The sequence below is a fragment of the Duganella sp. AC917 genome (assembly GCF_979258245.1).
Map to the genome: position 1 here is coordinate 4,363,923 of NZ_OZ409848.1, position 18,010 is coordinate 4,381,932.

Below are 18,010 nucleotides of genomic sequence, written 5' to 3' on the forward strand. Positions count from 1 at the left end.
CCGATTCGGGCCGAACGATTTACTTTGTGAAAATAGTGCTACATACTCAATCGCTAAATCACGGCCACGCATGGCCCACGGCCCGCGCCGACCCGTCAACCTTCCCTGCCAGCTCATCATGCAAGTACAAAAACATCCCCTCTCCGGCCCGCACAGCAGCACCGCGTTCGAACTGACCAGCCTGCACTTCGGCACCCCTGGCGCCGGCAAAAAGGTCTACATCCAGGCCTCGCTGCACGCCGACGAGGTGCCCGGCATGCTGGTGGCCCAGTTCCTGCGCCGGCGCCTGGTCGCGCTGGAGGCGGCCGGCCAGATCGCCGGCGAAGTCATACTGGTGCCGGCGGCGAACCCGATCGGCCTGGCGCAGGCGATCCACGGCGCCGCCTTCGGCCGCTTCGACCTGACCACCGGCGTCAATTTCAACCGCAATTACAATCACGTGTTCGAGGACCTGAAAAAATCGCTGGACGGCCTGCTCGGCCAGGACGCCGACGCCAACGTGCGCCTGATCCGCGAACACGCGCGCGCCGCCATCGCCGCCTGGCGCCCGTCGACCGACGCCGACACGTTGAAAAAAGCGCTGATGACGATGGCGGTCGACGCCGACATCGTGCTCGATCTGCACTGCGACAACGAGGCGGTGATGCATATCTACGTCGGCACGCCGCTGGCCGAGGCCACCGCGCCGCTGTCGGCGCTGATGGGCGCGCACGCGCTGCTGCTGGCCTACCAGGCCGGCGGCGAGCCGTTCGACGAGGCATGCAGCCGCCTGTGGTGGGATCTGGAGCGCCACTTCGAAGGACGATATCCGATTCCGCCGGCGTGCCTGTCGACCACCGTGGAACTGCGCGGCGAAATGGAAGTGCGCTACGACCTGGCCGAGAAGGACGCCACCGGCCTGCTGCGCTTCCTGGTGCTGAACGGCGTGCTGCTCGACGACGGCAGCGGCGCCGGCGCCGCCGCCATCGCCGCCGCGCCGCTGCCGGCAGCGCTGTGCCAGGCCACGCCGCTGGAAGGGGTCGAGCCGCTGTACGCGCCGCACGCCGGGGTGCTGGTCTACACCCGCGACCTGGGCGAGCAGGTGTCCCCCGGCGACGCCATCGCCGACCTGATCGACCCGGTCAGCGGCGAGACGACGGTGCTGCGCGCCGGTGTGGCCGGCGTGTTCTTCGCCCGCAGCGCCCACCGCCACGTGCTGCGCGGGATGAACGTCGGCAAAGTGGCCGGCACACAGGCCTACCGCGCCGGCGACTTGCTGAGCCAATAAAACCACAACAATAAAAACGACCACAACGCCGGCGTCCCCATGACCACCAAAAAATTCAAACTACCGCACACCTTCGTCCTGCTGTTCATCATCCTGGCGCTGATCGCCACCGCCACCTGGCTGGTCCCGGGCGGCAAATACGACACCCATCTGGTCGACGGCAAACAGCTGATCGTGCCGGACAGCTTCCACTACGTGCCAAGCGCGCCGCAGGGCGTGGTGGCGCTGCTCAAGGCGCCGATCAAGGGCTTCGTGGAGGCGGCGCAGATCATCGGCTTCGTGCTGATCGTCGGCGGCGCCTTCGCGGTGCTGCAAAAGACCGAGGCGGTCGACTCGATGATCAAGGCGCTGGCGCGCGCGCACAAGGATTCGGCCTTTATCCAGAAGGCGCTGATCCCGGTGTTCGTCACCTTGTTCTCGCTCGGCGGCGCCACCTTCGGCATGAACGAGGAGGCGATACCGTTCATCCTGATTTTCGTGCCGCTGGCGCTGGCGCTGGGCTATGACACCATCACCGGCGTCTCGATCCCCTTCCTCGGTTCGCAGGTGGGCTTCGGCGCCGCCTTCCTCAATCCGTTCAACGTCGGTATCGCGCAGGGCATCGCCGGCGTGCCGGTGTTTTCCGGCTGGGGCTACCGGCTGATCGCCTGGACCATCGCCACCGCCATCACCGCCGCCTTTTTGATGTGGTACGCGGCGCGCGTGAAGAAAAACCCGCAACTGAGCCCGACCTACGCGCTCGATCTGGAAAAGCGCAAAGAACAACCCGAGGGCCTGGGCCAATTGCATGGCATGACCGCGCGCCACAAGCGCGTGCTGTGGATCTTCGCCGGCTCGCTGGCGATCATGGTGGTCGGCGTGGTGCACTACGGCTGGTACATCGACGAAATCGCCGCGCTGTTCCTGACCATGGGGGTGGTCATCGGCCTGGTGGGCCGGCTCGACTCGGGACAGATCGTCGAGGGCTTCATCCAGGGCGCGCGCGATCTGGTGGGCACGGCGCTGGTCATCGCGCTCGCGCGCGGCACCATGATCCTGGCGCGCGACGCCCAGATCATCGACACCATGCTGCACGGCCTGACGCCGCTGGTGCAATCGTCCAGTCCCATTTTCACGGCGTGGAAGATGTTCGGCATCCAGACGGTGATCAACTTCTTCATCCACTCCGGCACCGGCCAGGCCGCGCTGACGATGCCGATCATGGCGCCGCTGGCCGACCTGGTGGGCGTGACGCGCCAGACGGCGATCCTGGCGTTCCAGTTCGGCGAGCTGACCACGCCGATGATCCCGACTTCCGGCATCACGGTCGGCGTGCTGGCGCTGGCGCGGGTGCCGTGGATCACCTGGGCCAAGTGGATGATACCGCTGCAGCTGATCTACGCGGTGATGGCGCTGGCGCTGCTGGTGCCGCCGGTGCTGATGAACTGGCAATAGGCCAAAGCGTCAATCTGAACGACGCAGGGAGGATTACGGCGTTCCGCCTAATCCGCCCGACTAATTGCGGTAGACGTCGGGGCAGTAGCGCTCCATCAGCGTCGCCGGCCGCACCGGCGGCGTGAATCCGAACTGCGCGTACAAACCGTGCGCGTCGCCGGTGGCCAGGGTGAAGCGCCGCAAGCCCTGTAAATCCGGATGCGCGACGATCGCCTCCACCAGGCGCTTGCTGTACCCCTGCCCCCGGTGCTCCGGCAGCACGAACACGTCGACCATGTTGGCGAAGGTGGCGCGGTCGGTCACCACGCGCGCGAAGCCGACCTGGCGCCCGTCCAGATAGGCGCCGAAACACAGCGAATTGACGATGGCACGCTCCAGCACCGCGCGCGGCATGCCGATCGCCCACGTCGATTGCTCGCTGAGGAATTGGTAAATCAGGGGCACGTCGAGTCGCGCCTTGTCGGTGCTGATCTGCAGGGTCGTCATGTTTTACGTGGCCAAAATAGCAATAATGACATATTTTTGAGCAGTTGACGGTTTATAATCCGTCCTGACAATCGACACCAATACCGCGAAAGCCATTCCCACCACTATGACCGCACAACTTTCCAAAAAGAGCGAAGCCTGGTCGGCCCGCTTCAACGAACCTGTTTCCGACCTCGTCAAACGCTACACCGCCTCCGTCTTCTTCGACAAACGCCTGGCCAAGGCCGACATCGAGGGCTCGCTGGCGCACGCCGAAATGCTGGCCGCGCAAGGCATCATCAGCGCCGCCGACCGCGCCGAGATCGAGCGCGGCATGGCGCAAATCTCGTCCGAGATCGAGGCCGGCCAGTTCGAATGGCTGCTCGACCTGGAAGACGTCCACCTGAATATCGAAAAACGCCTGACCGAACTGGTTGGCGACGCCGGCAAGCGCCTGCACACGGGGCGCTCCCGCAACGACCAGGTGGCCACCGACATCCGCCTGTACGTGCGCGCGGCCATCGACGACGTGGTCGAACTGCTTGGCGCCCTGCGCGGCGCGCTGACCGACCTGGCCGAGAAAAACGCCGACACCATCATGCCCGGCTTTACCCACATGCAGGTGGCGCAGCCGATCACCTTCGGCCACCACATGCTGGCCTATGTCGAGATGTTCGGCCGCGACGCCGAACGCATGCTCGATTGCCGCAAGCGCGTCAACCGCCTGCCGCTGGGCGCCGCCGCGCTGGCCGGCACCACCTTCCCGATCGACCGCGTGCGCGTGGCCAGGACGCTCGGCTTCGACGACGTCTGCCACAACTCGCTGGACGCCGTCTCCGACCGCGACTTCGCGATCGAATTCACCGCCGCCGCCTCGCTGATCATGACGCACGTGTCGCGCATGTCCGAGGAACTGGTGATCTGGATGAGCCCCCGCGTGGGCTTCATCGACATCGCCGACCGCTTCTGCACCGGTTCATCGATCATGCCGCAAAAGAAAAACCCGGACGTGCCGGAACTGGCGCGCGGTAAAACGGGCCGCGTCTACGGCCACCTGATGGGCCTTCTGACCCTGATGAAGGGCCAGCCGCTGGCCTACAACAAGGACAACCAGGAAGACAAGGAACCGTTGTTCGACACCGTCGACACCGTGGTCGACACCTTGCGCATCTTCGCCGACATGGCCGGCGGCATCAGCGTCAAGCCGGAGGCGATGCGCGCCGCCGCGCTGCAAGGCTACGCCACCGCCACCGACCTGGCCGACTATCTGGTCAAAAAAGGCCTGCCGTTCCGCGACGCCCATGAAGCCGTGGCCCACGCGGTGCGCGCCTGCGACGATTTGAAGATCGACCTGTCCGAGATGACGCTGGACCAGTTGCGGGCCTACTCGGCGCTGATCGAGGACGACGTCTTTGCCGTGCTCACGCTCGAGGGCTCGGTGGCCGCGCGCGACCACGTCGGCGGCACCGCGCCCAACCAGGTGCGCAAGGCCATTGCACGCGTGCGCGACCAGCTGGCTAAATAAGTGGCGGAATAAGCTGGTGCGCCACCAGTCATAACAACACCTGGCAGGCCGCAGCGGCCTGCCAGGTGTCGCCCTCCCCGTATCAAAAATAACCACTCCTCATCTCGCCCACACGCTACGGTCATCGTCTTGCCGCGCGCGCCAACACTGGTGCATAATTAATAATATTTTGATCTGCGACAGAACGCACGCGCCCGGACGGTCTAGCGTGACTTATCCGCTTTTTTGCGGAGTCGGCGCCATCAATCGATGCCCGTCGGAACGGATTAGGAGGACGAGATGAACCTGCACAAGCCATTACTTCGCAAACGCATCGCCGCTTGCATCGCCAGCGCCACCATGGGCACAGCCGCCATTGCGCAGACGGGTGTCCAGATGATGGCCGCGCCTATCACTCCGTCGTCTCCGCAGGAAAGCGCGGGGCTGGTATCGAAACTGACCGCGCTCGAACGGTCGCGCGGCGTACCGGCCGACTACAGCTTCCGCATCAGCGGCCACCATCCCGGCGTGGCCGGTCAGAAGATCACGCGCGCGCAGCACACCTACAAGGGCTTGCGGGTGTTCGGCTCCGAGTCGGTGGTAGTGACGAACAACGCCGGCGACATCGTCAGCTCCTCGGTGACGGACCGGCGCCCCGGCCTGGTCCCCAGCGCGGCCGCCACGCCGGCGGACATGACGCCGGCGCTGACGGCGGAACAGGCGATCGATGTCGCCGTGAAGTCGGCCTCGCCGCTCGGCGTGCACCGCTGGGCGCCCAGCGCCGAACTGCTGCTCTATCCGATCATGAAAACCGTGCGCGTGGCCTCGGCGGCCAGCAAGTCCGAAGCCGAGCTCAATGCGCTCGATCTCCAGGAGGTGGTCGAGCGCCACGAGCTGGCCTACTATGTGCAGACCCGCATGGCGCAGGATGGCAAACCGTTCTACTACGACACCGTGGTCAACGCAAAGACGGGCGCGATCATCGCCCAGTGGCAGGCGCTGCAAACCGTCGTCGGCCAGGGCAAGAGCCAGTACAACGGCGTAGTGCCGATTAGTACATCGCAATCGGGCAGCACCTTCCAGATGCTGGACGCGACGCGCGGCACCGGCGGAAAATTCGGCGGCATGGCCATCACCAATGCCAACCACAGCTCGGCGAACAATCCCAATCCCGGCAGCGTTTACACCAACGGCACCAACGACTGGGGCGACGGCCAGCAGTACAACGGCGGCAGCACGACCGATGCGAATGGGCAGACCGCCGCCGTCAACGCGTTATGGGGACTGATGAACACCTACGACACCAACAAGAACGTGCTGGGATGGCAGTCGCTGGACGGGAACAATACGGCGACCTACATCGCCGTCCACGTCGACAAGAACTACGACAACGCCTTCTACGACGACAGCTGCAAATGCATGTACATCGGCGACGGCTCGTTTTTCTACAACCTTGGCTCGATCGACGTGATCGGCCACGAGATGTCGCATGGCGTCACTGCCTCCACGGCGGACCTGATCTACTCCGGCGAATCGGGCGGCTTGAATGAGTCGAATTCCGACATCGGCGGCGACATGGTCGAAGCCTATGCGCGGGCGGGAGGCGCCGGCAATGTGGTGCCCGCGACCGGCAACGACTGGGTGACGGGCAAGGAAATCAGCAAGACCGGCGAACCGCTGCGCTGGATGTACAAGCCAAGCAAGGATGGCAGCAGCCCGGATGCCTGGAGCAGCTCACTCAAGAATCTGGACGTGCACTATTCGAGTGGTCCGAATAACCGCATGTTCTACTTCCTGTCGCAGGGATCGAACGCCGATCCCGCCAGCGACTACTACAGCAAATACCTGGTCAAGCAGCCGGCGGCGATGAGCGGCATCGGCAACGACAAGGCCTATCGCATCTGGTTCAAGGCGCTGACGACCAAGTTCACGTCGTCGACCAACTATGCGGATGCCCGCAACAAGGTGCTGGCATCGGCGCAAGAACTGTACGGCGCCGACTCGAAGGAAGCCATCGCCGTCAAGCGCGCCTATGCTGCGATCAACGTCGGCGCCGATATCGACGAAGCGGGGGCTGGTGGCGGTGGTGGTGGCGGTGGTGGTGGGGATGCCACCGAACTTGTTGTCAACGGCGGCTTCGAAACCGGCACCACCGGCTGGCGCGGCGCCACCACTACCATCGGCGGTCTGCCCGGTCAGACCGCGTACGAAGGCACCCGCTTTGCCTGGATGGGCGGCAAAGGCAAACGGACCACCCAGACATTGACGCAGGCGCTAACGGTGCCGGCGGAATCGGCCAGCGCGGAGCTGAGCTTCGCGCTGCACATCGACAGCGCCGACACGACCGGCACCGCGCACGACACGCTGGTGGTCACCGTGCGCGGCAGCCTCGGACGGGTGTTGCGCACCTTGGCCACCTATTCCAACGTCGATGCCGCCGACGGCTACAAGGTCCGCAGCTTCGACCTCAGTGAGTTCAAGGGCAAACAGGTAACACTGCACTTCGCGATGCGCGAGAACGCATCGCTGAAAACCTCCTTCGTCCTCGACAAAGTCAGCCTGCTCGCCAAGTGAGGCTTGTTCCGATTACCGCAGCGTGACGAACACCGGGTTCGAGTAGAACCACAGGCTGCGGTAGTTACGGTCGTTGATGTCGTTGAAGCGCTGGGTGTTGTCGGCGCCTTCGGTGCGCTGGTCCGCCAACGGTTCTCCGCCCTGTGTCAGGCCGGCGACATCGGTGCCCAGATTGGTGCCGCGCAGGCGATAGTACTGGTTCTTGCTGGCGGTGGTCTCGTAGCTGATGGTGAAGTAGCCATCGGCATCGACTTTCCAGTCGGCGCTGGTGAAGCGCTTGACCACTTTGGCGCTGGCGTTGGTGGCCACGCTGTAGGCCGCGCTGCCCTGCGCCGCCTTTGACCCGACATCGCCGACGATCAGGTCGACGTGATCGACCACCGGCTTGACATTGGCGGCGGTGCCGCTATCGACCGGCTTCTCGTAGTTGTTCTTCGCCGGGGTCTTGAAGCGGATCGTGACGATCACCTTTTCGCCGCTGGCGACCTTTAACTCGCCGCCCATCTCCTTGCGATCGTCCTTGCTGGCCAGGTTAAAGTCCAGCGCGTTGATCAAATCGCCGTAGACCGAGAACATTTTCCCGGAGCGCAGACCCTGCAGCAGGTCCTTCATGGCGGGAGCTCCCTGGGCCGCGTTGAACACATAGTTCTTCGCATACTCGCCCGGGAAGTAGCCGCTGCTGTTGCCGTTCACGATCTTGAAGTGGGTGTCGGAATCGGTCAGGTTCCAGACGCGACGTCCCTCGCCGAGCAGCGCGTCCCACACGCCGCCGACTTTGGCCACCACGTAATCGACGCCGCCATAGGCGCGCAGGGGCGCGTTTTCCGGCGTGTAGGCGGCGGTGTAGCCGCCGCGATCCGGTTCCATCTGGTTGCCGACCATGCCTTCGATGGCGAACATGATGTTCGGCGCGATATCGTTGAAGCGGCGGAAGTCGTCGACCGTGTAGCTGCCCTTGTTGCGGGATGGGTGGTTGATCACCCCATAGCTGCTGTCCGGGTAGTTATCCTTCAACCAGCTGATCGCCTTGAGCGCGTCGTCGGCGGTCTTGTTGTAGCGGGTCTCGCCGTACTTCGCCTTCCACGCGGCGACATCGGCGGCGTCGAACATGGCCGGGTCGCGGGTGGTGAACAGGTATTCGAATTCCTTCATGCCCTTGGTGCTGGAGGTCAGCTTGTCCGCGCCCTGGAAGATGCCCACGCCAATATGGTCGTGGGTTGGCATATCCCATTCGAAGCCGCTGAAAATCAGCTTGTCGGCGTAGGTTCCGGCAGCCTGCAAGGCCTGCACGTGGGGGATTTCGTAGCGCTCGGCGCCGACCGACATCGGTATCGACGACGCCAGCGTCGCGCCCTTTTCGTCGCGTGTCGATACGCGCAGGTGGTTGGACACCGCCATCCAGTCCAGCCCAAACGTGGTGAAGGCCTTGCCCAGCACCTTGTCGAGGGTCTGGCTGACATCCGTGTCGGCCGACTGGGTGGTGTGGGTGTGCAGATCGCCGGCGATCCAGCGGCCGCTTTGCAACGGCGGCACGCTCGAGTGGACTGGCTCGTCGCCACCGCCGCAGGCGACGGCCGCCACCAGGATCGCGGCGGCCGTTGGAATCAACAGGAGACGGGTGGAAAAGGCTTTTTTGCGCTGCATGCTATTGTCCTGAAAGTGAATGCGGAGAAGCCGGCACACTAGCATTTGCTTGTGACAGCACGATGACCGACCGACAAGGCGCGCGCGCAAAACTGCTATCATCGTGGGCTGTCGCGGATCGCTTCCGCAGGCGCTCGAAAACTCAAACAGGGATGTTAAAAAAATGACTATTGGCGGAAAAACCATAGAACAGGCTTTGTCGACGTTATCCGATATGACGGCGGGCGCAATCCCTATCGGCAAGGAGGAACACCTGCAGCGCGTCGAGCGCGCGCAGGCCTTCATGCGCCAGCAGGGCATCGCCGCGATCTATGTCAACGCCGGCGCCAACATGACCTACTTCACCGGCACCAAGTGGCACGCCAGCGAACGCATGGTCGGCGCGATCATCCCCGCCAGCGGCGCCGTCGAATACATCGCCCCGGCGTTCGAGGAAAGTACGCTGAAGGACTTCATGCTGGTCGAGGGGCCGGTCAACTGCTGGCAGGAGCATGAAAGCCCGTACCAGCTGTTCATCGATACGCTCAAGCGCATGGGCATCGCGCCCGCCGACGGCGCGGCCGCTCCGCGCGTTGGCATATGCGAAAGCGCAGCCTTCTTCATCTACGACGGCATCCGTCCGCTGGCCGAGGGCTACGCGCTGGAGAACGCCAGCACCGTCACCGCACACTGCCGCACCCGCAAGTCGGCCAACGAAATCGCCCTGATGCAGCGCGCCAAGGACATGACGATGGCCGTGCACGTAGCAGCGGCCAGCATTCTGCGCGAAGGGATCACCACGGTCGAAGTGGAGGAATTCATCGACCGCGCGCACCGCAAGGTCGGCGCCTCGGGATCGTACTTTGTCATCGTCTTGTTCGGCGAAGCCACCGCTTATCCGCACGGCGTCAGCTACGTGCAGACGCTCAAGCCGGGCGACACGGTGCTGATCGATACCGGTTGCAAGCTGCATAACTACATCTCCGACATCACCCGCACCTATGTGTATGGCGAGATCAGCGAGCGTCAGCGTTCGGTGTGGAACAGCGAGAAGGCGGCGCAACTGGCCGCCTTCAACGCGGCGCAACTGGGCGTGCCATGCGAGGAAGTGGACCAAGCGGCACGGCGTTCGCTGGAAGCGGATGGTTTTGGCCCCGGCTACAAACTGCCAGGCCTGCCGCACCGCACCGGTCACGGCATCGGGCTCGATATCCACGAGTGGCCGTATCTGGTGGGCGGCAACAAGACGCCGCTCGACGTGGGCATGTGCTTCTCGAACGAACCGATGATCTGCATCCCCGGCGAATTCGGTGTGCGCCACGAGGACCATTTCTACATGACAGAGAACGGTCCGAAATGGTTCACCGAACCGGCGCACAGCATCGACGACCCGTTTGGCCTGACGCGCTGAGTATCACGATGCAGACTGCGACAATACTCAGCCTGGCCGCATCGATAACGTGTGTCGGCCTTTTCACAAAGCAGAAGAACTGGGTGCTGGCGGCGGCTTTCGCTTTTTCCTCGATCTATACGATCCTGGACAAGGCGATTTACATTGCCGCCGTTCCGGCGTTTGTCATTCCCTGGTGCGCGTATATCTTTTTCGCGCTGGTGGGCTACGAGGTTTTCCGGAAGGTCGTCCTCAGCTGAAAAAAAAGGGGGTCAAGTCTGTCATTCGGACACGGGCTCAGGCACTATGCTGCTCAGTTCGTGTCCGAATGACAGACTTGACCCCCGCAGATTTTTAGGCCTGGATGCGTTTGAGGGCGCGGTGGAAGCGCAGCGGGACGGTGACGGGGAATTCGTTTCCTACCGGCCGGCCGACGATGATCGGGCCGAACATCGCGCGCAGCGGCGAGCCGCTTTTGCGCACGAAGGTGCGGCTTTGCGCGGTCTCCCCGGCCGGGATGTAGCCGAATTGGGCGATCCGGCCCAGGAAGGCGGTGCTGCCCTCCGCCGACACCATGCCGCGCACCGGCAGATGCTCGATCGCCGCCGAGGCGATGTAGCCGGCAAAGCCCAGCAACACTATCCGCAGCACGCCGACCAGATCCCACCCACGTGGAAGTTGCGTCACGACGATCAGACACAACACCGCCACGGCGAAAGTCAGCCAGCTGCGCGGGTTTTCCAGTGGATTGAGAACGATTTTGTGTTGGGTGATGGTGCTCGCCATGACTGCCGCCTGCTTAAAAATAAAGCGCTATTGTGACCGGCGGCGCTGGAAAAGGAAAGCATCGCTCCAGCATCAGCTACGTTTCATCACCAGGGTGAGGATGTCGTAACTGGCCACCAGCTCGTCGTTCTGGTTGGTGACCTGCACGTCCCAGGCGACTACGCCCTGGCCGACACCCTTGTCGTCGGTGCGGTTGCGGTCCACTTTGCGCTTGCACGTCAGACGCGCGCGGATGGTGTCGCCGATCGCCACCGGCGTGATGAAGCGCAGGTTGTCGAGCCCATAGTTGGCCAGCACCGGTCCGGGCGCCGGCGAGACGAACAGGCCGGCCGCCGCCGACAGCACGAAGTAGCCGTGCGCGATGCGCTTGCCGAACTGCGTGTCCTTGGCCGCGATGTCGTCGAAGTGCATGTAGAAGTAGTCGCCCGAAACGCCGCCGAAGTTGACGATGTCCGCCTCGCTGACGGTGCGGCGGTGCGTGAGCAGCGAATCGCCGATCTTCAGCTCCTCGAAGTATCTGCGGAACGGATGCACTTCGCTCTCCTGCACCCTGGCGCCGCGCACATATTCCCCGGTGACGGCGGCTAGCATCGTCGGCGATCCCTGCACCGCCGCGCGCTGCAGGAAATGGCGCACCGCGCGGATGCCGCCCAACTCCTCGCCGCCGCCGGCGCGTCCCGGGCCGCCGTGCTTGAGCTGCGGCAGCGGCGAGCCGTGGCCGGTCGAGTCGACCGATGCCTCGCGCTCCAGTATCAGCACCCGGCCGTGCGACGCGGCGGCCACCGGCACCGCATACGCGGCGATGGCCGGCTCTTTTGTCACCAACGTCGAGACCAGGCTGCCCTTGCCGCGCGCGGCCAACGCCAAGGCCTCATCGATGCCGTTGTAGCTGATGATGGTGCTGACCGGCCCGAAGGCTTCGACGTCGTGCACGGCGTCGTTGACCATGCCGTCGCGGCACAACAGCAAGGTCGGTGCGAAGAAGGCGCCCTCCGCGACGCCGTCGCCGACCGGCTTGAAGCCGTCACGTTCGCCGAACAGCAACTCGTTGCCCTGCGCGAGCATCGCCAGCCGCTCGCCGACGTCGCGCTGCTGGTCCCTCGACGCCAAGGCGCCCATGCGCACGCCTTCGACCGAGGGGTCGCCGACGCTGACCTTGGCCAGGCGTTCGCGCAGCCGCGTGCCGACCGCGTCGACCATGTTCTCCGGGACGATGATGCGGCGGATCGCCGTGCACTTCTGCCCCGCCTTGCCGGTCATCTCGCGCGCCACCTCTTTGACAAACAGGTCGAATTCGGCGTCGTCCGGCATCACGTCGGGCGCCAGTATGGCGCAGTTGAGCGAGTCCGCTTCGGCGGTGAACGGCACGGAATTGGCGATCAGGTTGCGATTGACCCGCAGCCTGGCGGCGGTGTCGGCGGAGCCGGTGAAGGTGACGACGTCCGCGCCGCCTAGCCGGTCCAGCAGGTCGCCGGTGCTGCCGATGACCAGCTGCAGCGCGCCATCGGGCAGCAGGCCGGATTCGTGCATCATGCGCACCACCGCCTCGGTCAGGTAGCTGGTGGCGGTGGCGGGCTTGCCGATGCACGGCATCGCCGCCAGGAAGCTGGGAGCGAACTTCTCCAGCAAGCCCCAGATCGGGAAGTTGAAGGCGTTGATGTGCACCGCCAGGCCGCCGCGCGGCACCAGGATATGCGTGCCTGAGAAGCCGCCGTTTTTACCCAGCGCCATGGCAGGGCCTTCGTGCAGCACGTTCGACGAAGGCAGTTCGCGCCCGCCCATGCTGGCGTAGGCGAACAAGGTGCCGGTGCCGCCTTCGATATCGACCCAGCTGTCCGCGCGGGTGGCGCCGGTCAGGTGCGAGACCGCATATAGCTCCTCCTTGCGGCCGACCAGATACAGCGCCAGCGCCTTCAGGCGCGCGGCGCGCTGCTGAAAGTCGAGCTTCATCAGACCCGGTACGCCGGTCTTGCGGGCATAGGTGACCGCTTCGTCGAAATCGATACGCTCGGCGTGGGTGTGGTAGATCAGCGAGTTGTTCAAGGCGCTGTGCAGCGGCGTCGAAGCTTCGCGGCCTATCCAGCGGCCGCCGATCAGGCTTTGCAGGGTTGATACCGGGGTTGAAATTGGTGCCATGTTCTGTTCTCCGTGATTTATGCCGAGGCGTTTTTATGCAGGTGCAGTGGCAGCGAGCTTTCCCACTCGATGCGCTTGCGGTCCGCTTCCACTTCGGTCAGCGCATCCACCTCGCGCATGGTTTGCATGGACCGCACGGCCAGCTCCTGGTATTGCCCGGTGCCGGCGGTCTTCCATTGAATTTCGTCGTCGCGCAGTTCGCGCACCACCTTGGCAGGCGTGCCGACCACCAGGCTGCGGGCCGGCACCTCCATGCCCGCGCGAACGAATGTCATGGCGGCGACGATGCTGTCCGCGCCGATGACGGCGTTATCCATGATCACGCTGTTCATGCCGACCAGCGCGTTGCGGCCGATGCGACAGCCGTGCAGCACGGCGCCATGGCCGATGTGGCCATCCTGTTCGACGACGGTATCGGCGCCCGGAAAGCCGTGCATGACGCAGGTGTCCTGCAGATTGGCGCCTTCCTCCAGTATCAGTCGCCCGAAATCGCCGCGCAAAGCCGCCAGCGGGCCGACGTAACAGCGCGGACCGACGATGACGTCGCCGATCAGCACCGCGCTCGGATGCACGTAGGCGGTCGGATGGACCACCGGGGTAACGCCATTGATCTCATAAACCTTGACCATGTTTCGCCTTTCAGGTCCGGTCGCGCGGCCGCTGATCGACCACCCGGCGCGCCTTGCCGGTCAGCGTGCGTTCGATACCGTTGGCGGCAAGCAGACGCACCTTGGTGGTGACGCCGACATTCGTTTTGATGCGCTGTTCAAGCTCCCTGGCCAGCGCCTCGGTTTCGCTGGACGGCAGGTCGCCTGCTTCGGCGCGCAATTCGGCCAGCACCTCGAGTTTGTCCAGATGGCCGTCGCGCGAGACGATCAGCTGGTATTGCGGCGCCAGTTTCGGCATCTTGAGTATCAGTTCTTCGATCTGCGACGGGAAGACGTTGACGCCCCGGATGATCAGCATGTCGTCGGAGCGGCCGGTGATCTTGCCGATGCGGCGCATCGAGCGCGACGTGGCCGGCATCAGCCGCGTAAGGTCGCGCGTGCGATAGCGGATGATCGGCAGCGCCTCCTTGCTCAGCGACGTGAACACCAACTCGCCCTCCTCGCCGTCCGGCAGCACCTCCCCTGTTTCGGGATCGATAATCTCGGGGTAAAAATGGTCTTCCCAGATCACGGGACCGTCCTTGCTCTCGATGCATTCGCTGGCGACACCCGGTCCCATGACTTCGGACAGGCCATAAATGTCGACGGCGTCGATGCCGGCGCGCTGCTCGATCTCGGCGCGCATGGCATCGGTCCATGGCTCGGCGCCAAAAATGCCGACCTTGAGCGAACTGGCGGCGGGATCGAGGCCCTGGCGCTCGAACTCCTCGATGATGTTCAACATGTACGACGGCGTGACCATGATGACCGACGGCTTGAAGTCCTGGATCAATTGCACCTGCTTCTCGGTCTGCCCGCCGGACATGGGGATGACGGTGCAGCCAAGCCGCTCGGCGCCGTAGTGGGCGCCCAGGCCGCCGGTGAACAGGCCGTAGCCGTAGGAGATGTGCACCATGTCGCCCCGACGTCCGCCGGCCGCGCGGATCGACCGCGCGACCAGGTTGGCCCAAGTGTCGATATCGTTCTGCGTATAGCCAACCACGGTCGGCTTGCCGGTGGTGCCGCTTGACGCATGCACCCGAACCACTCTATCTCGTGCGACGGCAAACATCCCGAACGGGTAATTATCACGCAGCTCTTTTTTGCCGGTGAACGGGAACCTGGCGATATCGGCAAGCGTGCGCAGGTCGTCCGGATGCACGCCGGCGGCGTCGAACGCGGCGCGATAATGCGGAACGTTGTCATACGCGTGCTTCAGCGACCACTGCATGCGCTGCAGTTGCAGTGCCTGGAGTTCGTCCTTGCTGGCGCGTTCGATCAGCTCCAGATCGGACGGCTCGGGGATGCGTTGGACCATCGGTGTCTCCTCGTTCTTTATATGACTTCGCCGCCGACACGCAGCGATTTACCGCGGAACAGGGCGATCGTACGGCCTTCCTGATTACTGACCCTGACGTCGTACACACCGCTCTTGCCGTTCAGCGCCAGCTCCACCGCTTCGGCGGTGAGCACGTCGTGCAGACGGCCGGGCGCCAGGTAATCGATGGTGCAGGCCGCGCCGACCGTGTTCAGGTTGTAGCTGTTGCAGGCGAAGGCGAAAGCACTGTCGGCCAGCGTGAAGATAAAGCCGCCATGGCAGCTTTGATGGCCGTTGAGCATATCGGCGCGGATGGTCATGGACATGCTGGCGCGGCCGGGACCGACCGCGTTGATCGTCATCCCCAAGCCCCTTGAAGCGGGATCGCGTGAAAACATCGCGTCGGCAACCTTCTCCGCCAACGCTTGCGCATCGTCGGACGATGCGATCGACGACAAAGGCTGCGGCTTATGCATGAAACCCGCCTCCGCTGGCATGCTTGCGGCGTAGCAGCGGCGAGACGCGGTAGCGGTCCTCCCCGTAGCTTGCGGCCAGGTTGGTCAGCACGGTGACGATCTGGCCGATGCCGATCGAATCCGCCCACGCCAACGGCCCGCGCGGGTAATTGACGCCCTTTTGCATGGCGATATCCGCCGCCTCGGCGCTGCACACGCCCTGGTTGACGGCGTCCGCCGCCTCGTTGGCAAGCATGGCGACGGTGCGCATGACGGCCATGCCGGGAACATCGTCCAGACGCGTGACGACGAAACCGGCGGCCTGGAACAGCCCCACCACCGACTGATACGCGGCCGGCGAGCATTGGTCGGCACAGGTGACGGCGATACGGTTCGCGGTGGCGTAATCCAGCGCGAGGTCGAACAAAACCGTATCCGGATGATGGTTGTCGCGCGCGCGCTCGGTGGCGCTGCGGCCGTCGGTCAGGTAGACGGCGGCGCCGTTGCAGTGGAAGGCAGGCGCGCCGTCAGCACCGGCGGCATGCCCGCGCGCTTCCGGCGATTGGCGATGGGCGACGGTGATGCCCGCCGCGCGCAGACGTTCGGCCAGCGCGTCGCTGGCGGCGCTGCCGGAAAAGCGCGGCGCGCCCGCCTTCGCGCCCTCTTCGACGGTGTAGCTGACAAATTCCGGCACCGGCTGCGCGGACTCGGTTTGCGGTTGAGGCGAAGCGGTCGCTGCCTCGCTGTAGACGTAGAATCCACGCCCCGATTTTCGGCCGAGATATCCGGCATTGACCATCTCTTGTTGCAGCACCGACGGCGTAAAGCGCGGATCGTTGAAGTAGGCGTTGAACACTGATTGCGTCACCGAGAAGTTGACGTCGTGCCCGATCAGGTCCATCAACTCGAAAGGCCCCATGCGGAAGCCGCCCGCTTCGCGCATGACGGCGTCGATGGTGGCGGCATCCGCCGCCTGTTCGCCCAACAAGCGCCAAGCCTCGGCGTAGAACGGCCTTGCGACGCGGTTGACAATGAATCCCGGCGTCGACTTGGCGTGCACCGGGTTCTTGCCCCATGCGGCGGCGGTGTCGCACACGGTTTGCGCGACGGCGGCGTCGGTGGCCAGGCCGCTGATCACTTCGACCAGCGCCATCAAAGGCACCGGATTGAAGAAGTGCATGCCGACCAGGCGCTCCGGTTTGCGCAGCCTGGCGGCGATGGCGGTCACCGAGATAGACGAGGTGTTGGTGGCGAGGATACAGTCGTCGGCGACCAGCGCCTCCAATTCGGCGAACAGGCCGCGTTTGGCGCCGAGGTCCTCGACGATGGCTTCCACCACCAGGCCCGCGCCGGCCACGTCGCTGAGCGTGACGGCTGCGTGCAGGCGGGCGATGGCGGCGGCGGCGGCGACGGCGCTCATGCGATCCTTCGCCACGAGCTTGTTGAACACCAGCGCGATGTCGGAGATGGCTTTGGCCACCGCCTCCGGCCGCGTGTCGTACAACTTGACGGTGTAGCCGGCGACGGCGGCCACCTGCGCGATGCCGGCGCCCATCGCGCCGCTGCCGATGACGGCGACCAGACGGTCCTTGCTCAATGCTGGCATAGTTATTTCCCCTGGAATTGCGGTGCGCGTTTTTCCATAAAGGCGGCAACGCCTTCGCGGTAGTCCTCGGTGCGACCCAGTTCGCTCATCATGCCGCATTCGAGCGTGAGCTGCTGCTGCAGCGTGTTGTGCGGACTGGCGTACAGCGCCTGCTTGGTGAAGGCCAGGCCCTTGGTCGGCGCGGTAGCAAAGTGGCGCGCCATGGCCATGGTTTCGGCGGCCAGCTCCTCGTCCGGCACGGCCTTCCAGATCAGGCCCCAGGATTCGGCTTTTTCGGCGCTGAGTTTTTCGCCCAGCATGGTCAGACCCATGGCGCGGGCGCTGCCGATCAGGCGTGGCAGGAAGTAGGTGCCGCCGGTGTCCGGGATCAGCCCCAGTTTGCAGAACACCTCGACAAACGACGCCGACTTGGCGGCAAGGACGATGTCGCACGCCAGCGCGAGATTGGCGCCGGCGCCGGCGGCCACGCCGTTGACGGCGCAGATGACGGGCATCGGCAAGCCGCGCAGCGCCAGCACCAGCGGTGCGTAGTTTTTTTCTACCGAGTCGCCCAGGTCGACGGCGCGCGCGCCCGGTTCTACCGCGCGGTCGGACAAGTCCTGGCCGGCGCAGAAGCCGCGCCCCGCGCCGGTAAGTATCAATACGCGCACGCTTTTGTCGCTGCCAACCTTGTTGACGGCGTGGCGCACCTCGTCGTGCATGGCCTGCGTGAAGCTATTCAGCTTGTCGGGACGGTTCAGCGTCAACTGGGCGATGCCGTCGTTGATCTCAAAAAGGATATTTTCGTAGTTCATGGCGTCTCCGT

The 18,010-nt window shown here is 64.4% G+C and carries 15 protein-coding genes; 6 read left to right on the plus strand and 9 right to left on the minus strand.

Annotated features, from left to right (window positions below):
* Positions 1-118: 118 nt before the first annotated feature.
* Together ACZ0BA_RS18985 and ACZ0BA_RS18990 are read left to right on the plus strand one after the other, a co-directional pair.
* A complete protein-coding gene (locus tag ACZ0BA_RS18985; RefSeq protein WP_463452760.1) occupies positions 119-1,267 on the plus strand; it encodes a succinylglutamate desuccinylase/aspartoacylase family protein in 1,149 nt (382 codons plus the stop codon).
* A gap of 39 nt (positions 1,268-1,306) precedes the next feature.
* Positions 1,307-2,701, plus strand: a complete 1,395-nt coding sequence (locus tag ACZ0BA_RS18990) for a YfcC family protein (protein ID WP_463452761.1) — start codon at positions 1,307-1,309, stop codon at positions 2,699-2,701.
* Positions 2,702-2,761: 60 nt separating this feature from the next.
* Here the strand turns inward: ACZ0BA_RS18990 and ACZ0BA_RS18995 are convergent, their stop codons facing one another.
* Positions 2,762-3,187 carry a GNAT family N-acetyltransferase gene (locus tag ACZ0BA_RS18995; RefSeq protein WP_463452762.1) on the minus strand — a complete coding sequence of 142 codons (426 nt, stop codon included), beginning with the start codon at positions 3,185-3,187 and terminating at the stop codon, positions 2,762-2,764.
* Positions 3,188-3,293: 106 nt separating this feature from the next.
* Between ACZ0BA_RS18995 and argH the strand changes: the two genes are divergently transcribed.
* Both argH and ACZ0BA_RS19005 read left to right on the plus strand, forming a co-directional pair.
* Positions 3,294-4,691, plus strand: a complete 1,398-nt coding sequence (gene argH / locus ACZ0BA_RS19000) for an argininosuccinate lyase (RefSeq protein WP_463452763.1) — start codon at positions 3,294-3,296, stop codon at positions 4,689-4,691.
* 279 nt (positions 4,692-4,970) lie between these two features.
* On the plus strand, positions 4,971-7,244 hold the full coding sequence (locus ACZ0BA_RS19005; RefSeq protein WP_463452764.1) for a M4 family metallopeptidase: 2,274 nt from the start codon (positions 4,971-4,973) through the stop codon (positions 7,242-7,244).
* A gap of 12 nt (positions 7,245-7,256) precedes the next feature.
* On the opposite strand, the gene ACZ0BA_RS19010 is transcribed toward ACZ0BA_RS19005, so the two are convergent.
* A complete protein-coding gene (locus ACZ0BA_RS19010) occupies positions 7,257-8,888 on the minus strand; it encodes a CehA/McbA family metallohydrolase domain-containing protein (protein WP_463452765.1) in 1,632 nt (543 codons plus the stop codon).
* Positions 8,889-9,051: 163 nt separating this feature from the next.
* Here ACZ0BA_RS19010 and ACZ0BA_RS19015 point away from each other — a divergent pair, with 163 nt between their 5' ends.
* Complete coding sequence (locus ACZ0BA_RS19015) at positions 9,052-10,278, plus strand: M24 family metallopeptidase (protein ID WP_463452766.1); 1,227 nt, start codon at positions 9,052-9,054, stop codon at positions 10,276-10,278.
* An 8-nt stretch (positions 10,279-10,286) separates the two neighbouring features.
* Positions 10,287-10,517 (plus strand): hypothetical protein, encoded by a 231-nt coding sequence (locus tag ACZ0BA_RS19020; RefSeq protein ID WP_143067948.1) that lies wholly within the window; start codon positions 10,287-10,289, stop codon positions 10,515-10,517.
* A gap of 94 nt (positions 10,518-10,611) precedes the next feature.
* On the opposite strand, the gene ACZ0BA_RS19025 is transcribed toward ACZ0BA_RS19020, so the two are convergent.
* The 7 genes from ACZ0BA_RS19025 to paaG all read right to left on the minus strand — a co-directional run bounded on the left by ACZ0BA_RS19025 (position 10,612) and on the right by paaG (position 17,999).
* Complete coding sequence (locus ACZ0BA_RS19025) at positions 10,612-11,043, minus strand: hypothetical protein (protein WP_463452767.1); 432 nt, start codon at positions 11,041-11,043, stop codon at positions 10,612-10,614.
* Positions 11,044-11,115: 72 nt separating this feature from the next.
* Complete coding sequence (gene paaZ, locus ACZ0BA_RS19030) at positions 11,116-13,179, minus strand: phenylacetic acid degradation bifunctional protein PaaZ (RefSeq protein WP_463452768.1); 2,064 nt, start codon at positions 13,177-13,179, stop codon at positions 11,116-11,118.
* A gap of 17 nt (positions 13,180-13,196) precedes the next feature.
* Positions 13,197-13,808, minus strand: a complete 612-nt coding sequence (paaY, locus tag ACZ0BA_RS19035) for a phenylacetic acid degradation protein PaaY (RefSeq protein ID WP_463452769.1) — start codon at positions 13,806-13,808, stop codon at positions 13,197-13,199.
* A 10-nt stretch (positions 13,809-13,818) separates the two neighbouring features.
* The gene (paaK, locus tag ACZ0BA_RS19040; protein ID WP_463452770.1) at positions 13,819-15,144 is read right to left on the minus strand and encodes a phenylacetate--CoA ligase PaaK; all 1,326 of its coding nucleotides are present in this window, start codon (positions 15,142-15,144) and stop codon (positions 13,819-13,821) included.
* A gap of 17 nt (positions 15,145-15,161) precedes the next feature.
* Positions 15,162-15,620: a hydroxyphenylacetyl-CoA thioesterase PaaI gene (paaI, locus tag ACZ0BA_RS19045; protein WP_463452771.1), complete on the minus strand. Its 459-nt coding sequence runs from the start codon at positions 15,618-15,620 to the stop codon at positions 15,162-15,164.
* The gene (paaH, locus tag ACZ0BA_RS19050) at positions 15,613-17,205 is read right to left on the minus strand and encodes a 3-hydroxyacyl-CoA dehydrogenase PaaH (RefSeq protein ID WP_463452772.1); all 1,593 of its coding nucleotides are present in this window, start codon (positions 17,203-17,205) and stop codon (positions 15,613-15,615) included. The genes paaI and paaH overlap by 8 nt, the downstream gene beginning before the upstream one ends.
* A 2-nt stretch (positions 17,206-17,207) precedes the next feature.
* Positions 17,208-17,999 (minus strand): 2-(1,2-epoxy-1,2-dihydrophenyl)acetyl-CoA isomerase PaaG, encoded by a 792-nt coding sequence (gene paaG / locus ACZ0BA_RS19055; protein WP_463452773.1) that lies wholly within the window; start codon positions 17,997-17,999, stop codon positions 17,208-17,210.
* Positions 18,000-18,010 lie beyond the last annotated feature (11 nt).